The sequence below is a fragment of the Mucilaginibacter sp. SJ genome (assembly GCF_028993635.1).
In the GTDB taxonomy this organism is placed as follows: domain Bacteria; phylum Bacteroidota; class Bacteroidia; order Sphingobacteriales; family Sphingobacteriaceae; genus Mucilaginibacter.
Genome location: NZ_CP118631.1, coordinates 2,646,545 through 2,667,330, shown reverse-complemented (window position 1 = coordinate 2,667,330; position 20,786 = coordinate 2,646,545). Strand labels below are relative to the sequence as shown.

At 42.4% G+C, this 20,786-nt stretch carries 16 protein-coding genes; 8 read left to right on the top strand and 8 right to left on the bottom strand.

The features are described 5' to 3' along the window. Positions 1-229: 229 nt before the first annotated feature. Together MusilaSJ_RS10600 and MusilaSJ_RS10595 are read right to left on the bottom strand one after the other, a co-directional pair. Entirely contained in the window at positions 230-754 is a 525-nt protein-coding gene (locus MusilaSJ_RS10600) for a dihydrofolate reductase family protein (RefSeq protein WP_274989947.1), read from the bottom strand. A gap of 279 nt (positions 755-1,033) precedes the next feature. Beyond that, complete coding sequence (locus MusilaSJ_RS10595; RefSeq protein ID WP_274989946.1) at positions 1,034-3,043, bottom strand: KUP/HAK/KT family potassium transporter; 2,010 nt, start codon at positions 3,041-3,043, stop codon at positions 1,034-1,036. A 315-nt stretch (positions 3,044-3,358) separates the two neighbouring features. On the opposite strand from MusilaSJ_RS10595, the gene MusilaSJ_RS10590 reads away from it, so the two are divergent. From MusilaSJ_RS10590 to MusilaSJ_RS10580, 3 genes are all read left to right on the top strand, one after another. Further along, a complete protein-coding gene (locus tag MusilaSJ_RS10590; RefSeq protein WP_274989945.1) occupies positions 3,359-3,967 on the top strand; it encodes an alpha-ketoglutarate-dependent dioxygenase AlkB family protein in 609 nt (202 codons plus the stop codon). A 125-nt stretch (positions 3,968-4,092) separates the two neighbouring features. Beyond that, complete coding sequence (locus MusilaSJ_RS10585) at positions 4,093-6,072, top strand: amidohydrolase family protein (protein WP_274989944.1); 1,980 nt, start codon at positions 4,093-4,095, stop codon at positions 6,070-6,072. A gap of 173 nt (positions 6,073-6,245) precedes the next feature. Further along, entirely contained in the window at positions 6,246-8,153 is a 1,908-nt protein-coding gene (locus tag MusilaSJ_RS10580; protein ID WP_274989943.1) for an amidophosphoribosyltransferase, read from the top strand. A gap of 598 nt (positions 8,154-8,751) precedes the next feature. On the opposite strand, the gene MusilaSJ_RS10575 is transcribed toward MusilaSJ_RS10580, so the two are convergent. Beyond that, complete coding sequence (locus MusilaSJ_RS10575; protein ID WP_090531882.1) at positions 8,752-9,408, bottom strand: LysE family translocator; 657 nt, start codon at positions 9,406-9,408, stop codon at positions 8,752-8,754. Positions 9,409-9,576: 168 nt separating this feature from the next. Between MusilaSJ_RS10575 and MusilaSJ_RS10570 the strand changes: the two genes are divergently transcribed. Together MusilaSJ_RS10570 and MusilaSJ_RS10565 are read left to right on the top strand one after the other, a co-directional pair. Next, positions 9,577-11,211 carry an MFS transporter gene (locus MusilaSJ_RS10570; RefSeq protein ID WP_274989942.1) on the top strand — a complete coding sequence of 545 codons (1,635 nt, stop codon included), beginning with the start codon at positions 9,577-9,579 and terminating at the stop codon, positions 11,209-11,211. Positions 11,212-11,320: 109 nt separating this feature from the next. Then, positions 11,321-11,776: a deoxycytidylate deaminase gene (locus MusilaSJ_RS10565; protein ID WP_112654786.1), complete on the top strand. Its 456-nt coding sequence runs from the start codon at positions 11,321-11,323 to the stop codon at positions 11,774-11,776. Between the two features lie 218 nt (positions 11,777-11,994). Here the strand turns inward: MusilaSJ_RS10565 and cmk are convergent, their stop codons facing one another. Continuing rightward, positions 11,995-12,672 carry a (d)CMP kinase gene (cmk, locus tag MusilaSJ_RS10560; protein ID WP_274989941.1) on the bottom strand — a complete coding sequence of 226 codons (678 nt, stop codon included), beginning with the start codon at positions 12,670-12,672 and terminating at the stop codon, positions 11,995-11,997. A gap of 71 nt (positions 12,673-12,743) precedes the next feature. Between cmk and arfB the strand changes: the two genes are divergently transcribed. Next, on the top strand, positions 12,744-13,154 hold the full coding sequence (gene arfB, locus MusilaSJ_RS10555; protein ID WP_274989940.1) for an alternative ribosome rescue aminoacyl-tRNA hydrolase ArfB: 411 nt from the start codon (positions 12,744-12,746) through the stop codon (positions 13,152-13,154). Between the two features lie 135 nt (positions 13,155-13,289). Here arfB and MusilaSJ_RS10550 read toward each other — a convergent pair whose 3' ends face one another. Further along, positions 13,290-14,249, bottom strand: coding sequence for a lipid A deacylase LpxR family protein (locus tag MusilaSJ_RS10550; protein ID WP_274989939.1), 960 nt, complete (start codon positions 14,247-14,249; stop codon positions 13,290-13,292). Between the two features lie 223 nt (positions 14,250-14,472). On the opposite strand from MusilaSJ_RS10550, the gene MusilaSJ_RS10545 reads away from it, so the two are divergent. Then, the gene (locus MusilaSJ_RS10545; RefSeq protein WP_274989938.1) at positions 14,473-14,904 is read left to right on the top strand and encodes a DUF1801 domain-containing protein; all 432 of its coding nucleotides are present in this window, start codon (positions 14,473-14,475) and stop codon (positions 14,902-14,904) included. 135 nt (positions 14,905-15,039) lie between these two features. On the opposite strand, the gene lon is transcribed toward MusilaSJ_RS10545, so the two are convergent. Beyond that, complete coding sequence (gene lon, locus MusilaSJ_RS10540; RefSeq protein WP_274989937.1) at positions 15,040-17,514, bottom strand: endopeptidase La; 2,475 nt, start codon at positions 17,512-17,514, stop codon at positions 15,040-15,042. A 368-nt stretch (positions 17,515-17,882) separates the two neighbouring features. On the opposite strand from lon, the gene MusilaSJ_RS10535 reads away from it, so the two are divergent. Further along, positions 17,883-18,527, top strand: coding sequence for a tetratricopeptide repeat protein (locus MusilaSJ_RS10535; protein ID WP_274989936.1), 645 nt, complete (start codon positions 17,883-17,885; stop codon positions 18,525-18,527). A 22-nt stretch (positions 18,528-18,549) separates the two neighbouring features. Here the strand turns inward: MusilaSJ_RS10535 and MusilaSJ_RS10530 are convergent, their stop codons facing one another. Both MusilaSJ_RS10530 and gpmI read right to left on the bottom strand, forming a co-directional pair. Continuing rightward, positions 18,550-19,116, bottom strand: a complete 567-nt coding sequence (locus MusilaSJ_RS10530) for a hypothetical protein (protein ID WP_274989935.1) — start codon at positions 19,114-19,116, stop codon at positions 18,550-18,552. Continuing rightward, positions 19,103-20,626: a 2,3-bisphosphoglycerate-independent phosphoglycerate mutase gene (gpmI, locus tag MusilaSJ_RS10525; protein WP_274989934.1), complete on the bottom strand. Its 1,524-nt coding sequence runs from the start codon at positions 20,624-20,626 to the stop codon at positions 19,103-19,105. The genes MusilaSJ_RS10530 and gpmI overlap by 14 nt, the downstream gene beginning before the upstream one ends. Between the last annotated feature and the right edge of the window lie 160 nt (positions 20,627-20,786).

The following is a 20,786-nucleotide window of genomic DNA, read 5'->3' as shown; positions in this document are numbered from 1 at the left end:
CCGGTACGTACGGTGGTGTGAGCGGACGGTAAGGGAGAATTTCACTCCCTTACTTCCTACTCGATTAGGGAGGAATTTAAAATATTAACGCGGGTTCAAGCGCCCACGCTTGAATGACTTTTTAACAGGAGCATACACGCCCCCTGATATTATGGTAAGCGTGACGCCATTGGGGAGAAAAACTTAAAAATCTCCTCTTGAGATGGGGCGCGGAGGAGTGAGCCTCTTTTTACGCCCTTGTATAAGAAAGCAAAACCGCACCACAGGCAAATGGTTTACAATTCACCAATTTTAACTCTAAATCATTTTTTAAAGGGTTAAAGGTTTGTTGTCCGTTACCAATTTCAGCGGGGTTTACAAGCAAATAAAACTCATCAACCAAATCATGCTGAATTAAGGATGATACAAACGAATCTCCTCCATAAACAAGGATGTCTTTACCATTTTTCTTTTTCAATGCTTCTATCGCCGCTTTTATGTCGCCGCTTATAATTGTTGTGTTGTCCCATGGGCTTACTTTGAGGGTGTTTGAAAAAACAACATTTGGAATATCCGCGAAACGCCTTCCCAGCTTATATTCAGCGTCATTGGGGTTGTTTGCTATTGCTGTCCAATAGGGAATAAAACCTTCACCTGTTTTTCGTCCATGTAAAATACAGTCCACATTCTTAAGATTGTCGATACTGAAATCAGACATTCCGCTGTCCCATTTATTGTTGAGTGCAAGGTTCATTTGTAATTTTAACTTTCTCATGCCGATCCGTTTTAGGGTAAATTGATATTACAAAGTTACAGGCCCAGCGGCTGCAGAATAAGGCATGATCACGACATTATACCGTTATGATTGCGACATTTTAGAAGTATTCGTCCCGCGCTCATTTGCAACGAATGTTTAACAGGGGGCGTTTAAAACGCGAAAAGCAGTACAATTGCCCAGCCGCAATAAGCACTCGTTTAAAATGAGCGCAAAAAGGGGCAGTCTATTTGAGACAGCCCCTAATAAGTATAGCGACGTGGGGGTGAATCAAAAGCGCTACGCAAAAACTTTCTTACCCATACCTTCAACCGCTTTATGCGTAACCGGGTCAACCCTTTTTATGTGGATATTATTAACCGGTTTTACCACCAGCGGGATCTTTTCAATTCGTGTTTCACTGGTATCAAGTCCAAAAGCTTTAGCTTCCGACTGGGCCAGTTTTTTAATGGCAAAATAGCTGTTGAGGATAAAGCTTTCCGATACATTGAACAGGTTATTGTACGACAGGAATTTTTCCATGATCACAAACCTGAAATCGGCAGCCATATTGTATTGCTTCAATGATTCGTACTGGCTGGTAATGTTCACTTCGCCGCGCTCAACCATATCTTCTACCACTTTGCGGAATAGTACGTTTACCCTTGGCTGGATTCTGAACCCGAGGCGGAACTCGATCCGGATCACCTTGCCCGGCTCAATTTGGTCAACACTGTACTCCATGGTATATGGCTCGTCGGTACGTTCAATGTGCACAAACCAATAGGTGTCGGCGCGTTTAGGACGGCGGCTCATGATGGAGTAGATGATCTTTTCTTCAATTTGTTTGCCATTATTGGCTTTGGTAAGATAGATCAGATGCGTAGCGTATTTGTTTATGGTAGTATCATTGCTCAGCGCATTTAGTAAAGGCAGTTTCTCCTTAATATCGGTAAAATTAAGGAAGCGGTTATTGATTTTACGGGCCTTAAACCAGGTGTACATCGTAAAGATCAGGCCAACTTCAAATCCCACAAAAAACAAACGTTTTAAGATCTTAACGGCGTTAGCTACAAAAAAGGAGAATTCAACGGTTACAAATAAGCATAGGATAATGGTAACCAGCCATACAGGCCAGTGCTTTACATAGCGCATAAAGTAATACATTAAAATGGTAGTGCTAAGCATAGCAATGGTGATGCTGAAGCCATAAGCAGCTGTCATAGCGCTTGAGGTACGGAAATACAGCGATACCAGGATGCAGCCGATGCACAGCATCCAGTTAATGCTGGGGATATAGATCTGCCCGCGGATATTTGACGGGTATTTGATGGTGATCCTTGGCCAAAAGTTCATGCTTACCGCCTCACTGATGAGCGTAAACGAGCCGCTGATCAAAGCCTGGCTGGCAATAATGGTTGCCAATGTTGCCAAAGCTATCGCGGGTAATAAGAAGAAATGAGGAACGATTTCAAAGAATGGGTTAACGCCGGTAAAGTTCTTATCCGGAGCTTGTGACAGCACCCAGGCGCCCTGCCCCAGGTAGTTTAATATCAGGGTTGTTTTTACAAAGATCCAGCTTACCTGGATGTTACGCCTGCCGCAATGGCCCAGGTCGGAGTACAGGGCTTCGGCACCTGTAGTACATAAAAATACCGCGCCTAACAGCCAGAAACCTTTAGGATGGTCCATCAGTAAATGGGCGCCATAATAAGGATTGAGAGCTTTAAAAATAGTGGGGAAATGTGCTACCTGTATACTGCCCAATACACCCAGCATGATAAACCACATCAGCATAACCGGGCCGAATGCCGAGCCAACCACCTTGGTACCAAACTGCTGAAAAAAGAACAGCAATAAAATGATGGTAATTACAATAATGAGGATCAGGTTATTGCCGGGGACAATAACGGTTGAAAATGCCGGTACTAAATTTAAACCCTCAATTGCCGAGGTTACAGAGATGGGCGGGGTGATGATACCATCGGCAAGTAGAGTACCCGCGCCTATAATGGCAGGAATGGCCAGCCATTTGCCATAACGCCTTACCAGCGCATATAATGAAAAAATACCGCCCTCGCCTTTGTTATCAGCCTGCAGCGTAATAACGATATACTTGAATGTGGTTTGCAAAGTGAGTGTCCAGAAGATACAGGAAATAGAGCCTAATACCAGCGCGGAGTTTACCTTACCGCCTTCAACCAACAGGGTTTGAAAAACATAAAGAGGAGAGGTACCGATATCGCCAAAAATAATACCGAGGGTAACGATCATACCCGCGAAAGTGAGTTGCTTAACGTGCGAATTCATGAAGTGTATAAATTGTTAGGGGAAAAAGAGGAGATGATACCAACTGCAATGAAGGAACTTATTGTCCGTTTTGTGAATTTTGTTGTAGCAGCGATAAACAATGCCATCGTAAATTATATTTTGTACTGTGAATGCCGCATGGCCAATAAGCATGCCACAGCGTTTTTGTTTTATTTAGAGCCTTGTTTTATAGGAGTTTATCAAAATGAGAAAGATTTTATCAATATGAGGAAAAGCTATCAAAATGATAGGTTTTATCATTCTGATAATAGGACAGGCCATCGCGTTTTATTTATGTATTACTGATATTTGAACATGGATCTATTCAATAATGACCAGCTGAACCTGTTTGGTGCGCCAAAAAACCTATTACCTTTTAATGGTGAGGTATTGCTTTATCCCCATTTTTATAAGGACGATGTATTTACGCGGCTGGTTGAGGAAACCCCATGGAAGCAGGATAAAATGAAGATCTATGGCAAGGAGGTGAACTTCCCGCGGCTTACGGCCTGGTACGGAGAGCGCGATGAAGTATATGTATATTCAGGTGTGGTAAATGTGCCGGTTAAGTTTAGTCCGCTGCTTAATAGCATTAAGCAGGCGGCGGAGCAGCAGTGCGGTCACCGGTTTAATACAGCGCTGCTTAATTATTATCGTGATGGCAGCGATAGCATGGGTTGGCATAGTGATGATGAAAGCGAACTTGGCGATAACCCTGTCATAGCTTCGGTATCATTTGGTGCTTCGCGGGTTTTTCAGTTTAAACATAAGCGGCAAAAGAATGCTAAAGCCTCTGTCGTACTTAACAACGGTGATCTGCTGATCATGCAGGGGCAAACACAGCATCACTGGCTTCATCAGGTACCCAAAACAAGCAGGATGCAGGGGGCAAGGATTAATATAACGTTTAGAAGAATTGGGTAAAAATTTTCTGCTTTGATGATGTGGTTGGTCGGAAAACGGAAGGCGCAATTATGCATCTCTGCACAAAAAAACTGTTTTGTAACATCCTAAACAAACCACTATCTTACATTAACATTACTGACCTTATGAAAACACCTTTATTATTATTTGCCGCCTTTTCGGCCTTAATAACAAACGCCAACGCCCAAACCGATTTGCCAACCGATAGTGGTACCTTTTTTCTGCATAAGTTTGAGCAACACATTGGTAAGGAAACCTATTACGTGCACAAGTATAAAGATGCTATTCATTATAATATCGATTTTAAGTTCGTTGACCGCGGTTCGCCGGTGCCGCTTACTGCCGAGTTGAAGGTGAACCCCGTAGCCGATCCGCTGGAATTGACCATAAAAGGCAATACTTCAAGGTTTTCGACCATTGATGATCAGGTGACCATTCGCGGATCTAAAGCAGCTATCAGGGTTAATGATTCATCTTATACACAAAAAGTACTGCCGCTCAGCTTCCCGGTAGCGGGCTATTCGCCGGGCACTGTGCAGCAGGTGCTCATCCAATATTGGAATAAACATAAACAACCTGCAAGTATCCATACACTGCCATTTGGCGCGGTACAGATCAAAAAAGCAGGCATTGATCAGCTTACGTTTAACGGTAAACCGCTTACACTTAACCGGCTCACCATAAGCGGACTGGTTTGGGGCAACGAATTGGTTTGGACTGATAATGAAGGTAAACTTATTTGCCTGATCACTAATGATGCCGAAGGCGACAAACTGGAAATGATGCGGGTGCCTTACGAAGAGCTGTTACCGCAGCTCATCAGCAAGGCGGCTACCTACGGTATGGAACTGTTTGCCAAGGCAGCTTCACCACCAGGTATGGCTGATAAAGTGACAGCTGTTACTGGTGGCAATCTAATTGACGTAAATACAGGTATAAGCATACCTAATGCTGTTGTATTGATAGAAAATGGCATTATCAAACAAACAGGCAAGGTTGGTGAGGTTAAAATACCGGCAGGGGCTAAGCTCATTGACGCCAAAGGGAAAACCATTTTACCGGGCCTGTGGGATATGCACTCGCACTTTGAGCAGGCCGAGTGGGGGCCGGCCTACCTTGCAGCAGGGGTAACTACCGTGCGCGATTGCGGCAACGAATTTGGGTATATTAATGCTATAAAAGCCGCTATTGATGGCGGCAAAGGCGTTGGCCCTAACATTATTAAAGCCGGCATTATTGACGGCAAAGGGCCTTATGCATTGGGGATAATCCAGGCTGATACTAAGGAAGAGGCTATAAAGGCAGTAGACCGTTATAAAGAAAATGGCTTTCAGCAGATCAAGATCTATAGTTCGGTAAAACCGGCTATAGTTAAAGTTATTTGTGATGAGGCACACCGATTGGGTTTAACCGTAACAGGCCATATCCCGCAGGGGATGACCCTGCAGCAAGGGGTTGATTCGGGGATGAATATGGTTAACCATATTCAGTATGTGTATTCCATAATGAAGCGGGATAAGGATAGATCGGTTATTTTCGATGATTCGGTAAGTATCGCGGCTATTAAGTTTATAAAAGACCATCACGTGGTAATTGATCCTACCATAGGTGTTTTCGAGCTTGCGTTCCGCAATGTTAAGGATGATATAACCAAATTGGAGCCTAACTATTATACCCTACCGTTGCCGCTCCAGGCATTGTTTAAAAACATGGGCGAAGAACCGGAGAAGGCCGCTGGGCTGAAACCCTTGTATGAAAGCATGAAGAAAACCGTTAAGGTATTGCATGATGCCGGAGTTACTATTGTCGCGGGCACAGATATGGGGTTCCCCGGCTATAGTCTTGACCGCGAACTTGAATTATATGTTGAAGCCGGTCTTACCCCGGCGCAGGCTATCAAAACAGCAACGATAACACCTGCTATAGTTATGGGGCTTGATAAAATAACAGGTTCGGTTGAAGCGGGAAAGCAAGCCGACCTTGTTATTATCGATGGTGATCCACTGCGCAATATCAGGGAGATCAGGAAGGTATCAGTAGTAATAAAAGAGGGCAGGATCTATGACCCGGTTAAGCTGCACCAGATGGTTGGGTTTAAGAAATAGGTGTGTGGTTTATTGGGTTGATTAGATTAATGGTTGGTTTTCAGTGTAATAACTACTCACTAAATCAACCATTCACCAAATCAACCTGGCAATCAATAAACTACTAATTTATGACAATAGATTTTACCGATACTTCATTTTAAAATGATACCTTTGCAGCCTCATTCCGAATCATGAGCGATCAGATTAAACATGAATGCGGTGTGGCATTTATCCGCTTACTAAAGCCACTATCTTATTATCAGAAAAAGTACGGAACTGCACTGTACGGCCTGAACAAACTTTATCTCTTAATGGAAAAACAACACAACCGCGGCCAGGATGGCGCAGGTGTTGCTACCATTAAACTGGATATTGAACCTGGCAAAAGATACATCAGCCGTCACCGCTCAATGGCCTCAAATGCCGTTGCCGATATTTTTGAATATATCCAAAAGAAATTTGCGGACATTCAGAAAGAGACCCCCGAAAAAATGGCGGACGCTGAGTGGCTTAAAGAACATGTTAGCTTTACCGGCGAGGTTTTGTTAGGGCACCTGCGTTATGGTACCCATGGCAAAAACAGCATTGAAAGCTGCCATCCGTTTTTAAGACAAAACAACTGGATGACCCGTAACCTGGTTATTGCCGGTAATTTTAACATGACCAATGTTGATGAATTACTGCAACAACTGTATGCATTAGGCCAGCATCCAAAAGAAAAAGCCGATACGGTTACAGTGCTCGAGAAAATAGGGCACTTTATCGATACCGAAAACCAGGGCTTATTTGATCAGTACAAACGCGAAGGATTGGACGATAACAGGGAGATCAGTAAGCTTATAGCTAATGATATGGATGTTGCCAAGATCCTCCGTAAATCTGCAAAGAACTGGGATGGTGGCTATACCATTGCCGGGATCCTGGGCCATGGTGATGCTTTTGTAATGCGCGATCCGGTGGGTATCCGTCCGGCATTTTATTATTATAATGATGAGATCGTTGTTGCGGCGTCTGAACGCCCCGCTATCCAAACGGCATTTAACGTGCCGATGGAGGAGATCAGGGAAATCAGGCCCGGCCACGCGCTGATCGTTAAAAAGAATGGTAAGATAACCGAGGATATGTTCAGCGAGCCAAAAGAAAAGAAAGCCTGTTCTTTTGAGCGGATCTACTTTTCGCGCGGCAGCGATTCGGCCATTTACCGTGAGCGTAAGCAATTAGGTCGCCTGCTTTGCCCGCAGATATTGGATTTCGTGAATCATGATATTAAAAACACGGTATTCTCTTACATACCAAACACCGCCGAAGTTGCCTTTTATGGCATGGTTGAGGGCATGCATAAGTATGTAAAGAAATATCAGCACGAAAAACTGCTTGAGCTTGGAAGCGACATTACCGAAGAAAAGCTTACCGAAATATTACAGGTAGCTCCAAGGGTTGAAAAAATAGCCATTAAGGATGTTAAACTGCGTACTTTCATTACCCAGGACGCGGATCGCAGCGAAATGGTGGCACACGTATACGATACTACTTACGGATTGATCAAAAAAGGCACCGATACCTTAGTGGTATTGGATGACTCTATAGTTCGTGGTACTACACTAAAACAAAGTATCCTGAAAATTCTTGACAGGCTTGGCCCTAAAAAAGTAGTTGTGGTTTCGTCTGCTCCGCAGATCCGTTACCCCGATTGCTATGGTATTGACATGTCACGTATGGGTGAGTTTGTGGCCTTTGAGGCAGCAATCAGCCTGTTAAAAGAGATGGACAGGGAAGATGTGATCCTGGATGTTTATCAAAAATGTAAAGACAGCCAGAAACTGCCGAAGGAAGAAGTTGAAAATTATGTGAAAGAGATTTATGCCTTGTTTACCGATCAGCAGATCTCTGACCGTATTGCGCAGATCATCACACCTAAAAATGTGAATTGCGAGGTACAGGTAATTTATCAAACATTAGACAACCTGCATATTGCTTGCCCTGATAACCTTGGCGATTGGTATTTTAGTGGTGATTACCCAACTCCGGGCGGTAACAAGGTTGTTAACCGCGCCTTTGTTAACTGGATGGAAGGTAAAAACCAAAGAGCTTATATGTAATGCCCCCTAACCCCCTAAAGGGGGAATGATATACGAGGCGATGAGTTTTTCATCGCCTTTTTTGTTTTAAAAGAAAATCATTGTTTAGGTAATGACGAGAAATATGTCACAGCGCACGTAGTGACAATACCAACAACCACGAAAGTTTTATTTTATGAGTGAAAGGATAATCGATACTTGCATAATCAAAGTCATTGCATAAACAAGCTTTAAAAAAAAGAAGGAGAATATTTTTAGGCCGGTAGAAATAAAGTTTTCGTTTTGCGGTGTTGTTATCCTGTGTATTCTTTTGACCGCAAAATAAGTAAACCAGAAATAAGCGAACAGGGGAAATAATGAAAAGAAAATAAGCCCTGAAAAAGTACGCATTGGCATTAGGATTAGGAATGGCAGGTTGAAAAAATGTAGTAAAATCAATAATATAGTGCCTATAAGAAATAGCTTGAATTGTTTTGCATTTACCCATCCGGTTTTATTCAGTTTTGAATAAACAACTAAATCAACCGCAATAAAAAGAAGTATATAAATGCTTTCCTGGAACATGACAATAAGGTTTATGGTTTAAAGTAAATGTAGTGAATACTGATAGAAAAGTTTCCTATGATCCTGCCGGTGCCGCAAATACAAAATGGGTAACCAGCTTATCAATCAACACCAGCGAGGCGATAATAAGGGCAATACCTGCAACCTCATTTAAACGGTGGATAAACTTAACCGAAATGCGTGCCCGGAGCTTATTGGCGTAAAAGGCTTTGAGGGTATCCATACCAAACTGGATGATCAGTATGGTTAAAAACATAACAGCTATATGAAACGACCTGTGCGGGGTACCCACCAGGAATGTGGTACTGGCCGCGCCGATCACTACCGTCCAGTGGAAGAGGAGGGTAGGGTTAAAAATGCACATCAGGAAACCTTTAAGTACGTAACCAAAGCGGTCGGCGCCTGATGGGACTTTGTTTTCATAATTGATCTCGCTTTTTTTGAACATGTAATATAGGCCAAGCGCGAATAATATGGCGCTGCCTACAACGCCTGCTATAACTTTGGTATGGTCAGATACATCGATATATTGCGAACCAAACAGGATTGCTCCTACAAAAACCACATCGCTGCAAACCACACCAAGGGCAAGCGAAACACCGGCATGAAACCCTTTTTCGATACTGGTTTTAATGAGCGCAAAAAAAACCGGGCCGGTAATAAATGTAAGTACTAATCCAAACCCGATACCCGAAACAATGGCTTTTATCATTAAGTTAAGCTTTGTTCTTTTTTGAACATTGCGAATATGCAATTTTATCTCATAAACAACGAAAGTTAAAATTGTGATTTAATTTATTTAAAAAAAGACCAGAGAGTTTTACCAAAATTGAATTATGTTTAGAAATTCAAAAATCAAATCTGTACAACCTATTTTAAAATGGAACAAAACAATGCTAAGAACTACGGTACAGCCCTGTATACGCTGATTACCGTGTTTTTCTTTTGGGGCTTTTTAGCCGCCTCCAATGGTATTTTCATACCTTTCTGTAAAGAGCACTTTCACCTTACCCAGTTCGAATCACAACTTATCGACTTTACATTTTACGGTGGGTATTTCATCGGTTCATTGATACTTTACTTTGCTTCTCAGGCAAGCAAGGTTGATATCATGAACAAGTTAGGTTACAAAAATGGTATCATTTTAGGCCTCGTTGTTTCGGCTGTTGGTGCATTGGCTATGATCCCTGCCGTAGCTTCTGGCGCGTTTGGTTTTATCCTGGCTGTATTCTTTATTATCGCTGTTGGTTTTTCGTTACAGCAAACAGCTGCAAACCCATTTGTTGTTGCATTAGGACCTCCCGAAACCGGTTCAAATCGTTTAAACTTTGCAGGCAGTATCAACAACATTGGCGCTTTATTGGGCCCCGTGGTAGTAAGTGTGGTATTATTTGGTTCGGCCACGGCTAAAACTGCCGCGGCTGATGTTAAAATATCATCAATCAATAACCTGTATTATCTGTTAGCAGGCTTGTTCATAGCAGTTGCTTTGTTCTTCTGGTTTTCGAACCTGCCAAAGGTTACCAGCGATGAAAAGATCGAATCAAGCTCAAAAGCAAATACACCATTGCTGGTGATGTTTGTAGCGTTTTGTTTGATACTTGCAGCCGATCCTATCAGCAAAGCTATAGGCATACCAAGCCAATATTTTGTATATGCTTCGTTAGCTATAATTGTATTTACACTGATAGGTACTATTTTCGCCGCTAAAAAGAGTAAGGAAGGCTGGGGCGCCATGCAATATCCACAGTTAATATTAGGTATGCTGGCCATATTTACTTATGTAGGTACCGAGGTAACTATTCAAAGTAACATGGGTTCATTATTGAAAACCCCGGAGTTTGGTTCTTTCGCCGAATCGGATATTGCACCGTATATTTCATTATACTGGGGTAGTTTGATGATCGGGCGTTTTGCCGGATCTATCGACGCGTTCAATCTCTCAAAATCGGTTAAGTACATTTTATATGTTTTAATTCCTTTCCTTGCATTTGGCATAGTATTGCTCGTGAATATTTTTTCAGGTGCTAATGTAAGCCATCTTTACGCTTATGCAATTTGCGTAGCTATCCTGATCGTTGCTTTCTTTATCGGTCAGCAAAAGCCAACCCGTACCTTATCTGTACTTGGTTTGCTGGGCGTTGCGTTCATGCTTATTGGTTTATTTACTACAGGTAAGGTAGCTACCTTTGCTTTTATTAGCGGTGGTTTATGCTGCTCTATCATGTGGCCATCAATTTTCTCATTAGCTATTACAGGTTTGGGTAAATACACCAGCCAGGGCTCGGCATTTTTGATCATGATGATCTTAGGGGGTTCTATCATCCCGCCGTTGCAAGGCAAAGTTGCCGATGGCGCAAGTAATGTTATACCAGGTATGAGCGGGATCCATTTCTCTTACATAGTACCTGTATTAGGCTTTGCATATCTTGCTTATTTTGCATGGAAAGTTAGCCGCGAACTCCGTCATCAGGGTATCGACCTTGACCACGTTGAAGTTAAAGGCGGACATTAATATTTTTAGAGATTAGAGGTTGGAGATTAGAGGTTAGGCCTTTAATTTTCAACCTCTTTCTTTTTATAATAATTTTAACTAATCTCAAATCTCTAACCTCCGATCACCGATGACAAAACCCAGCTTCGATCAGATTTTCATGAACCTGGCCACTGATCTGGCCGAGCGGTCGCATTGTGTTAAGGCGCATGTGGGGGCGGTTTTAACGCGTGATACGCGGATTATTTCCATAGGCTATAACGGCCCGCCGGCGGGTACACATAATTGTGATGTGGAATGGCCGGAGACAGGTTGTGCGCGCGATTCAAAAGGCAGCTGTTCACTTGCATTGCATGCCGAAGAAAACGCGATACTTTATGCGGTAAAAAATGGCGCGCGACTTGAAGGCGCTACCTTGTATACCACGCTGTCGCCATGTTTGCCTTGCGCAAGGCTCATCTATTCGGCCGGGATTACCCAGGTTTATTATGATAAATCATATGCCGAATATAAAGGCTTAGCGAGCGACGAGGGGGTAGATTTTTTGAATAGGTTTGGGGTGAAGGCGGAGAAGTTTAACCGTTGATTTTTTTGATTACGTTGATTTTTTTCCGAGATTTCACCGATTGATTTTTGATTACACTGATTAATTGGGGAGATTGGCTTCTGATATAATCATCAGTTTCTGAATAAAAAAGCGTCATAAGGTTTTTGCTTATGACGCTTTTTTATTCAAGGGTAAATCTAATCTCTTATCTCTGAAAAGAAACTAATCTCCAATCTCTAACCTCCAATCACCAACCGCTACTCCGCAATAAACGGTTCAATATGGCTTATGGCAAACATCAATTGCTCATCCTGGCTCAGGTCGGTGTTATCTAATATAATGGCATCTTCGGCGCGGGTAAGGGGACTTTCCTCGCGCGTGGTGTCCTGGTAATCGCGGTGTGCAAGGTTATCAAAAACTTCTTCTAAAGTAATATTAGGATTGGTTGGTGACAACTCTTTATATCTACGTTCGGCGCGGATCTTCGGATCGGCAGTCATGAACAGTTTCACCTGGGCATCCGGGAATACTACTGTACCGATATCGCGGCCATCCATAATAATATTTTTGGAGCGGCCTAAACGCTGCTGTTGCCTTACCATGGCTGCGCGCACTTCTTTTATAGCTGCTACCGAGCTAACTTTATCAGCTACGTGCATCTGGCGAATCTCTTCAGACACGTCCTCTTCATTTAAGGTAATAAAGGTTTTATGGTTTTGCGTATGAAAATTAAGATGGATATTATGCAACGCGTCCGCTATCTGGGCATGATCTTCAAGGTCAATGTTATGCCTTAAAAAGTATAAGGTTACGGCACGGTACATAGCGCCGCTATCAACATAGATAAAATGAAGCTCTTTTGCTAAGGCTTTTGCCAGGGTGCTTTTCCCGCACGAAGAATAACCATCAATGGCTACTACGATATTGTTGTTCATAGAGCCGCTAAAATAGTAAATTATTAGCAAATGGCCCGATAGTGGTAAGTCAATAAGACTTATTTTTGAAGATGAATTTTAACAAAGCCGATCTCCAAAAGGAAACGAGCTACAAAACATCAAGAAGCGGGGGAAAGGGCGGCCAAAATGTAAATAAGGTTTCGAGCAAGGTTGAACTGTTATTTTCAATTGGTTCGTCCGCTTTGTTTAACGATGAGGAAAAGCTGCTGCTAACCGAAAAACTTCAAAACCGGCTTAACAAAGATGGTTATGTGCAGGTAATATGTGATGAAGAGCGAAGCCAGTATCTCAATAAAGAAAAAGCAATTGAAAAGTTAACATCGCTGCTAACAAAAGCCCTTCAAAAGCCCAAAATGCGTAAACCCACTAAAGTAAGTAAAGCCGCCAAAGCTGCGAGGCTGGACAGCAAGAAAATGCAATCGGTAAAGAAGGAGAATAGGAAAAATGATTTTAGGGAGTAGTTAATTTGAAAATTCGCCAATTTGGAAATTTGAAAATGAAAAGTGCATATGTAAGCTTAAATTGAGCCACCGATTCTGTGAAAAATGGCAGGACTATCTTCAAATTTCAAATCAACGCATTTTCAAATTACGACATTACTTAAACCTATAAAATCCGGTAATTGATCCCCATTGATGCGAGCGGAGCATTTCTTTAGTGTCTTTGGTGTGGAATATAGCTGCTATATCAAACGCAAAACGGCTGGTTGTAAAAGCTATACCTACCTGCTGGCTAAATATAAACGGTTTCTTTTCTGAAACAACTTCCAGACTGTTTGGGTCGTCATGTTTGCGGAACAGGCTGCCCTGGATGGTTGCATCATAACCAACCAAATTAGCTAAAGGCTTGTAGTAAAAAAAGATCTCGTGCTTGTGCAGTAATTTTTCTTCGCCGCCGGTTGATACCGTACTTTGGGTACTGATGGAATTGAACAGTTGGTTGAAATTTCCCAGGCGTACGATACCCCCGGCACCCGCGCCTGTAAAGCCGTTACCCAGGCTGGCATACGAGCTAAAGCTCAGGTCAATCCATGAGGCACGGGCCAGCAGCTTATTATACTCGGCTGAAAGGTTGAGCTCCACATCGTTTTTGATCTGGTATTGCCAGCCGTTAAGTTTGTAAAAACCAAAGGTGTTGTGAATAAGCTTTTGCACAGGTTCGCCGCCTGCGGCCGGGCCTACCAGGCCTATCTGGGCACCAAGCTTCAGGTTACTTTCGTTTTTGTACAGTAAGTTAAGGGTTGAGCCTAAATAAGTATATGCAGCAAACGGCCTGTCAATATCAAATGGCCCGCGTACAAAGCCCGATTGGGGATTGAACATTTTTTGCCCTAACTCGAACCCTAAAACTTTGTTTTGGAGCGAATTTTCGGATGGCTTTACGGTTAACGCCTTTCGGTAGTAAAAGAAAATACCATTGGTGTAGTACCTGTCAGATCCCTGACCAAGGAATGAATCATTGTCAGATTGGATACCAAATTCATGACCGCGGGTTTGTGCAAATAAACAGGTAGCGCTTAGCAGGCATACCAGTGTTAAAAATAGTTTATTAGGCATTGGGGTTTATATAGTATAATAGTATATATGTGCGCTAATATATAAAAAACCCGATGCAAATAAAGCAGTTATAAATTTAGCTAATGTTTCAGTTCAAAATTTGCCTGATGAATCAAAACAAAGAGAAAATTACAACGATAAAAAGTAAAAGAATGAATTAGGGTTTTACTAAAAATAAAACGAAATTTAAAAGACAAGTAAGCAACCATAATCCCATATTTATATGAACGTGCAGCAACAAACCGAAGAGTACATCACCAGCCAACCTGAACCAAAACGTAGTGATATGCAAATTTTGCATAGGCGCATACTTCAAGTATTACCGGGATGTAAATTATGGTTTGAGGATGGTAGAAACACTGACGGCCGGGTTGTTAGCAACCCTAATGTGGGATATGGATCTTACACCATAAAATATGCTAACGGAACAATCAGGGAGTTTTTTCAGGTTGGTATGAGCGCCAACACTACGGGGATTTCTATCTACATACTTGGTATTAAGGATAAAAATTATTTATCCCAAACATATGGAAAAGAAATAGGTAAAGCGAGCGTGACGGGGTATTGTATTAAGTTCAATAATTTAAAAGATATAAACATTGATATACTTGAAGCGGCAATAAGGGACGGGGTTGAGATTACAAGTGAAAATTAAACTTCAAGCCGCGAACACTATTTTAAGTTGGGCATTATATTTTGATACCTTGTCATGAAGAACTTCTAAAACAAAAAAGTTTTACAGCGTGTACCTGTAAAACTTTTTTGTTTTATGCCGGGAAATAGCCCCGCTTTAATTAATGGCTGTTTTTTCGTCTTCTTTAACGGTAAGATTTATCGGATTTTTAACCTTTTCATTAAGCAGGGCCAGGGTTATCACATCTCTCATATCGGTAACGTAATGAAAGCTAAGGTCTTTGATGTAATCTTCCTTAATTTCCAGAATATCTTTTTGGTTTGATTTACACAGGATGATCTCTTTTATGTTGGCGCGTTTTGCTGCCAGGATCTTTTCTTTGATACCGCCTACAGGCAAAACCCGACCTCGGAGGGTGATCTCGCCCGTCATGGCCAAATTAGGCTTTACTTTACGCTGCGTAAATGCCGAAACCAGCGCTGTAAGCATGGTAACACCCGCCGACGGGCCATCTTTAGGCGTAGCCCCTGCCGGTACATGTACGTGTACATCCCATTGATCAAACAGTTTAGGGTTGATGTCAAAATCGGCAGCATGGGCGCGCAGGTAAGCAAGGGCAATGGTTACTGACTCTTTCATCACATCGCCAAGGCTGCCTGTAAGCGTTAAGCGGCCTTTTCCGGGACTTAAACTGGCTTCAATGAACAGGATGTCGCCGCCTACAGAAGTCCAGGCCAGCCCTGTTACAACGCCTGCAACATCATTGCCTTCATAAAGATCTTTATCAAAAATAGGCGCGCCCAGTATCTTTTCAACATCTTTTTTACTAACAACGCTATTGTAAGGCTCTTCCATCGCTATGCTCTTGGCCACTCCGCGCACAACCGAGCCAATCTTTTTCTCCAGTGAACGTACACCCGATTCGCGGGTGTAATCAACTATCACCTTTTCGATCACATCTGCTTTAAGGCTTACATCTTTTATTTTTAAGCCATGTGCTTCGCGCTGTTTAGGTACAAGGTGTTGCTTGGCTATCTCAATTTTTTCTTCAATGGTATACCCGTTCACTTCAATGATCTCCATCCTGTCTAACAAAGCAGGCTGGACAGTGCTCAGCGAATTGGCAGTAGCGATAAACATCACGTTTGAAAGGTCATAGTCCATTTCAACATAGTGATCAGAGAAAGTGCCGTTTTGTTCGGGGTCAAGTACCTCAAGCAGGGCCGATGAAGGATCGCCTCTGAAATCGTTGCCTACTTTATCTATCTCATCTAAAATAAATACCGGGTTTGATGCGCCCGCTTTTTTTATCGACTGGATAATACGGCCCGGCATGGCACCAATATATGTTTTACGGTGGCCACGGATCTCCGCTTCATCACGGATTCCGCCTAATGCCATGCGCACATATTTACGGCCCAAAGCTTTGGCTATTGATTTACCTAACGATGTTTTGCCAACCCCCGGGGGGCCAACCAAACAAAGTATCGGAGCTTTCATGTCGTGCTTTAATTTTAACACGGCCAGGTATTCGATAATACGTTGTTTTACCTTATCCAAACCAAAGTGATCTTTATCAAGGATCCTTTGTGCACGCTTAAGGTCAAAGTTATCTTTGGTAAACTCGTTCCATGGTAAATCAAGCAGCAGTTCAAGATAATTGATCTGTACCGAGTAATCGGCGGCTGCGGGATTGGTGCGGCTCAGTTTTTCAAGCTCTTTGTTAAAATGATCTTTAACTTCCTTTGCCCATTTCTTTTTGATGCCACGCTGGCGCAGGCTCTCAATTTCCAGGTCGGGCGTATTGCCGCCCAACTCTTCCTGTATAGTTTTTAGCTGCTGGTTAAGGAAATAATCTCTTTGCTGTTTGTCAAGGTCAACGCGTACTTTGGTCTGGATCTGGTTTTTTAATTCCAGCATTTGCAGGTCGAGCGTTAAATGCTCAAGCACAAGGTTGGCACGTTCACGCAGGTTGGCAATTTCAAGTAAGTGTTGCTTAGCCGTCATATCAGCGTTCATATTTGATGATATGAAGTTGATCAGGAACGATGTGCTTTCAATATTGCGGATTGCGATCCCTGCTTCACTCGGGATATTTGGCGAAAGCTGGATAATATTCATGGCCATATCCTTAATGGATGATACCATGGCTTTAAACTCTTTATCTTCCTTGGTTTTTATTTCATGGAAGGGTTCAACTGTGGCTTTTATATAGGGCTCGCTCTGTACTTCTTCTTTTAAATAAAAACGTTTTTTACCCTGGATGATAACGGTGGTGTTACCATCAGGCATTTGCAGCATTTTTATAATGAGTGCTATAGTGCCAACTTTGTTAAGCTGGTTAAAAGTAGGGTCTTCAATCCCCACATCCTGTTGCGAAACCACCCCAATCATGCGGCTGCCTTTATTGGCATCGCGGATTAGTTTTATTGATTTATCCCTGCCAACTGTAATTGGGATCACAACACCAGGGAAAAGTACGGTATTGCGCAAGGGTAAAATAGGCATTACATCGGGCAGTTCCTCATTATTCATCTCCTCCTCATCTTCCGATGACATTAGCGGGAAAAACTCTGAATCCTCATTTATAACCGGTAAGGCATTTTTAAAATCAAACGGATCGAAATTCATTATTATATTTTAGTAGAATAAAACGTCATGTTGTCAGCCTGCAAGATAGTATCCACTTCAATTACAGGTTAAATTGCGATTATCAATCGCACATAACAATGGTTCAAGAGCTGTGCCAAGTTACGATAATAAATAACAACAATTAATTTGGTGATTTAACGTACTGGGTACATGTTTGTTACAAATTTGTAAAACGAATTGTAAATAAATAAGATTTTATTGGTAAAGATGAAAAAAAGTCATAGTATCGCTGTGCTCAAATTATTTTTACGTGTGAAAATATTTAAACAAAACCGCGATAAGGCATAATAATTTGATGTATTAATAGTTAATATTATACCATTTTTGTTTTACCAGTAATCCGTTTAATGAAGTTATCAGTTATCCTGCCCCTTCTGATCATGTCTTCGCTTGAGTCGGCTATAGCGCAAAACGCTTATGTACGGCTTGGCCAGCAGGCACTCATGGATGGCGACTTCCGCTCGGCAGTGTCACACCTGGAAAAGGCGTGCATAACTGATTCAACAAACGCCAATGCCATGTGGATGCTGGGCTACTCATACTACCACAGCGATAACTACAAAAAATCGATACTGGCATATACCAAAGTAATTGCTATAAAGCCGGCCGATGCGACCGCTTACTATTACAGGGCAAGGGCAAAAAGCTACCTTGGCAGAGACAGCCAGGCTTCGGCGGCGGACAAGGAGCTTTACCTGTTAGGCGCTATTGTGGATCTTACAAAAGCCATCTCTATTAACAGCGATCTCAGGGATAACAAATACTACCAAAACAGGGGCATAGCTTACCGCGACTATGGTATGTTTAAATTACAACCAACCTCCCATTTTTTCGATAGAGCAAGAGGTATCAATTCATTAAAAGCATCTATCGCCGACCTGGAAAAGGTGCTTTCCGATAACCCAAGCCGTATGGATATTTCTGCGCTGATCGATCAGTCGAAAGAAAAATTGATCCAGGCTACTACAAGCAATACGCTGGTGAAGCATTAAGAATTTTTTTGAATTTTTTCTTTTATCTTTTGGGCAACGTTCCCTGCACCTTGTAATCGTTCCGACCCATCAGTTTCACGTGTTGTGTTTTTTGGATCAGGTAGAGTGAATCGGGAAAATAACTCAACTTTTCGTTGGTTTCGTACAGTAAGTTTTTTGTGTGGTTGTAGATCAGGATCCACTCCACTTTATCGCCGGCTTTTTTGATAATGATGCGGCGGGTTTTAAGCTCGGGGGTACGGGCCTTATAAATAATAGCGCTATCACTTGTACTAACTGTATAGCTGTTTTTCCAGGCCGGGCGGTTAATGTCCGACTGGATAAACAAATTAAGCTCCTGGTTCCAGTTGCCAATGTGTACTATTTTGGTTTCGGTAACGCCATTGTGGGTAACCGTTTTGTTTACTTCGGGGTTTAGCCTGGTAAGCCGTGCCGAATCGGCCCTGAAAAATTCTTTCAGGTCGAAGTAAACCAGTTTGGCACCGCTTTGCCTGTTATCGGGCCGGCAGGAATATAAATTTGCTATTAACAATAAAAAGCCGCCCATCAGGGCGGCTTTGCTTATGTTTTTTGGATTACACCAATACATTACCAGTCATTTCGGGAGGGATGGCAACACCTAATATGCTTAATATGGTTGGCGCCACATCGCCCAGTTTTCCGTCTTTTACCTCTTTTACATCTTTGTCAATCACAATACATGGTACCAGGTTGGTAGTATGTGCCGTATTGGGCGATCCGTCTTCGTTGATCATGTAATCGGCATTGCCATGGTCGGCCAGGATAATAAACGAATAGCCGTTGGCCAAACCTGCTTCAACAACAGCTTTGGTGCAGCTGTCGGCAGTTTCGGCTGCTTTAACTACGGCGCTAAAAACACCGGTATGGCCCACCATATCGGTGTTGGCAAAGTTAAGGCAAACAAAATCAGGCCAGCCGGTTTCCAGTTCAGGGATAATGGCATCACGGATACCCGCAGCGCTCATTTCTGGCTGAAGATCATAAGTAGCCACTTTTGGTGATGGTACTAATAAACGTTTTTCGTTATCAAATTCTTTTTCGCGCCCACCCGAAAAGAAGAAGGTTACGTGAGGATATTTTTCGGTTTCGGCAATCCTGATCTGTGATTTACCTGCGTTTTGCAGGATCTCGCCCAATGTTTTGGTCAGATCTTCCTTGTTGAAAACAACCTGAACATTCTTAAACGTTTCATCATATGGTGTCATGGTGATGTAACGGATATCCAGCGGGTGTAAATTATATTCAGGGAATGATTTTTGAGTTAACGCGATGCTGATTTCGCGGCCCCTGTCGGTACGGAAGTTAAAGCAGATCACCACATCGCCATCTTTAATCACGGCTAAAGGTTTTCCTGCGTCATCAACAGCAACTATCGGTTTTACAAACTCATCGGTAACATCCTCAAGGTATGAATGCTTGATTAAATCGGTAACGTTTTGAGTTGGTGCACCTATACCGTTTACCAACAGGTCATAAGCCAGTTTAACGCGCTCCCAGCGGTTATCGCGGTCCATAGCATAGTACCTGCCAATTGCCGAAGCAATTTTAGCGCCGGTACCGGCAATATGCTCTTCTAATTCGGTAACAAAACCCAAACCCGATTTAGGGTCGGTATCGCGGCCATCTAAAAAAGCATGGATGTATACATTGTTAACATCCAGTTGTTTAGCAGCATCACAAAGGCCTTTTACATGGCGAATGTGCGAATGTACACCACCATCAGATACTAAACCGATGAAGTGTACATCTTTATTGTTTTGTTTGGCGTATTCAAAGGCATCTTTTAATACCGGGATGGTTGGCAGCTCATTATCATCAACCGCTTTATGAATACGGCCAAGCTCCTGGTAAACTACGCGACCGGCGCCAAGATTCATGTGACCAACTTCCGAATTGCCCATTTGCCCGGCAGGTAAACCTACCGATGTTCCTGAGGCTTCAAGTTTTGAATTTGGATATTGCTTAAGCAGGCCATCAACAAAAGGAGTATTGGCAGCCAGTATAGCGTTTGATTGATCGTTGCGGCCATAACCCCAGCCATCAAGTATTATTAGTGCGAGTTTCTTTTTGTTTTCCACAATGCAAATATAAAGGCAACGGGGTACTTTATATATAATTTTTTAATTTAGGTTAGCAGTCTGAAATAAAACTTAAATTATACTGTTAGTGTTTATTATACAGTTTTAAGAAACACAGCTTTTTAGTTTATTGAAAAGCAAGTAAACACTTAACTGCTCT

Coding starts and splice junctions, on each gene's coding strand:
- MusilaSJ_RS10600 (WP_274989947.1), bottom strand. CDS start 754: ATGAGAAAGTTAAAATTACAAATGAACCTTGCACTCAACAATAAATGG.
- MusilaSJ_RS10595 (WP_274989946.1), bottom strand. CDS start 3,043: ATGAATTCGCACGTTAAGCAACTCACTTTCGCGGGTATGATCGTTACC.
- MusilaSJ_RS10590 (WP_274989945.1), top strand. CDS start 3,359: ATGGATCTATTCAATAATGACCAGCTGAACCTGTTTGGTGCGCCAAAA.
- MusilaSJ_RS10585 (WP_274989944.1), top strand. CDS start 4,093: ATGAAAACACCTTTATTATTATTTGCCGCCTTTTCGGCCTTAATAACA.
- MusilaSJ_RS10580 (WP_274989943.1), top strand. CDS start 6,246: ATGAGCGATCAGATTAAACATGAATGCGGTGTGGCATTTATCCGCTTA.
- MusilaSJ_RS10575 (WP_090531882.1), bottom strand. CDS start 9,408: ATGATAAAAGCCATTGTTTCGGGTATCGGGTTTGGATTAGTACTTACA.
- MusilaSJ_RS10570 (WP_274989942.1), top strand. CDS start 9,577: ATGGAACAAAACAATGCTAAGAACTACGGTACAGCCCTGTATACGCTG.
- MusilaSJ_RS10565 (WP_112654786.1), top strand. CDS start 11,321: ATGACAAAACCCAGCTTCGATCAGATTTTCATGAACCTGGCCACTGAT.
- cmk (WP_274989941.1), bottom strand. CDS start 12,672: ATGAACAACAATATCGTAGTAGCCATTGATGGTTATTCTTCGTGCGGG.
- arfB (WP_274989940.1), top strand. CDS start 12,744: ATGAATTTTAACAAAGCCGATCTCCAAAAGGAAACGAGCTACAAAACA.
- MusilaSJ_RS10550 (WP_274989939.1), bottom strand. CDS start 14,249: ATGCCTAATAAACTATTTTTAACACTGGTATGCCTGCTAAGCGCTACC.
- MusilaSJ_RS10545 (WP_274989938.1), top strand. CDS start 14,473: ATGAACGTGCAGCAACAAACCGAAGAGTACATCACCAGCCAACCTGAA.
- lon (WP_274989937.1), bottom strand. CDS start 17,514: ATGAATTTCGATCCGTTTGATTTTAAAAATGCCTTACCGGTTATAAAT.
- MusilaSJ_RS10535 (WP_274989936.1), top strand. CDS start 17,883: ATGAAGTTATCAGTTATCCTGCCCCTTCTGATCATGTCTTCGCTTGAG.
- MusilaSJ_RS10530 (WP_274989935.1), bottom strand. CDS start 19,116: ATGTATTGGTGTAATCCAAAAAACATAAGCAAAGCCGCCCTGATGGGC.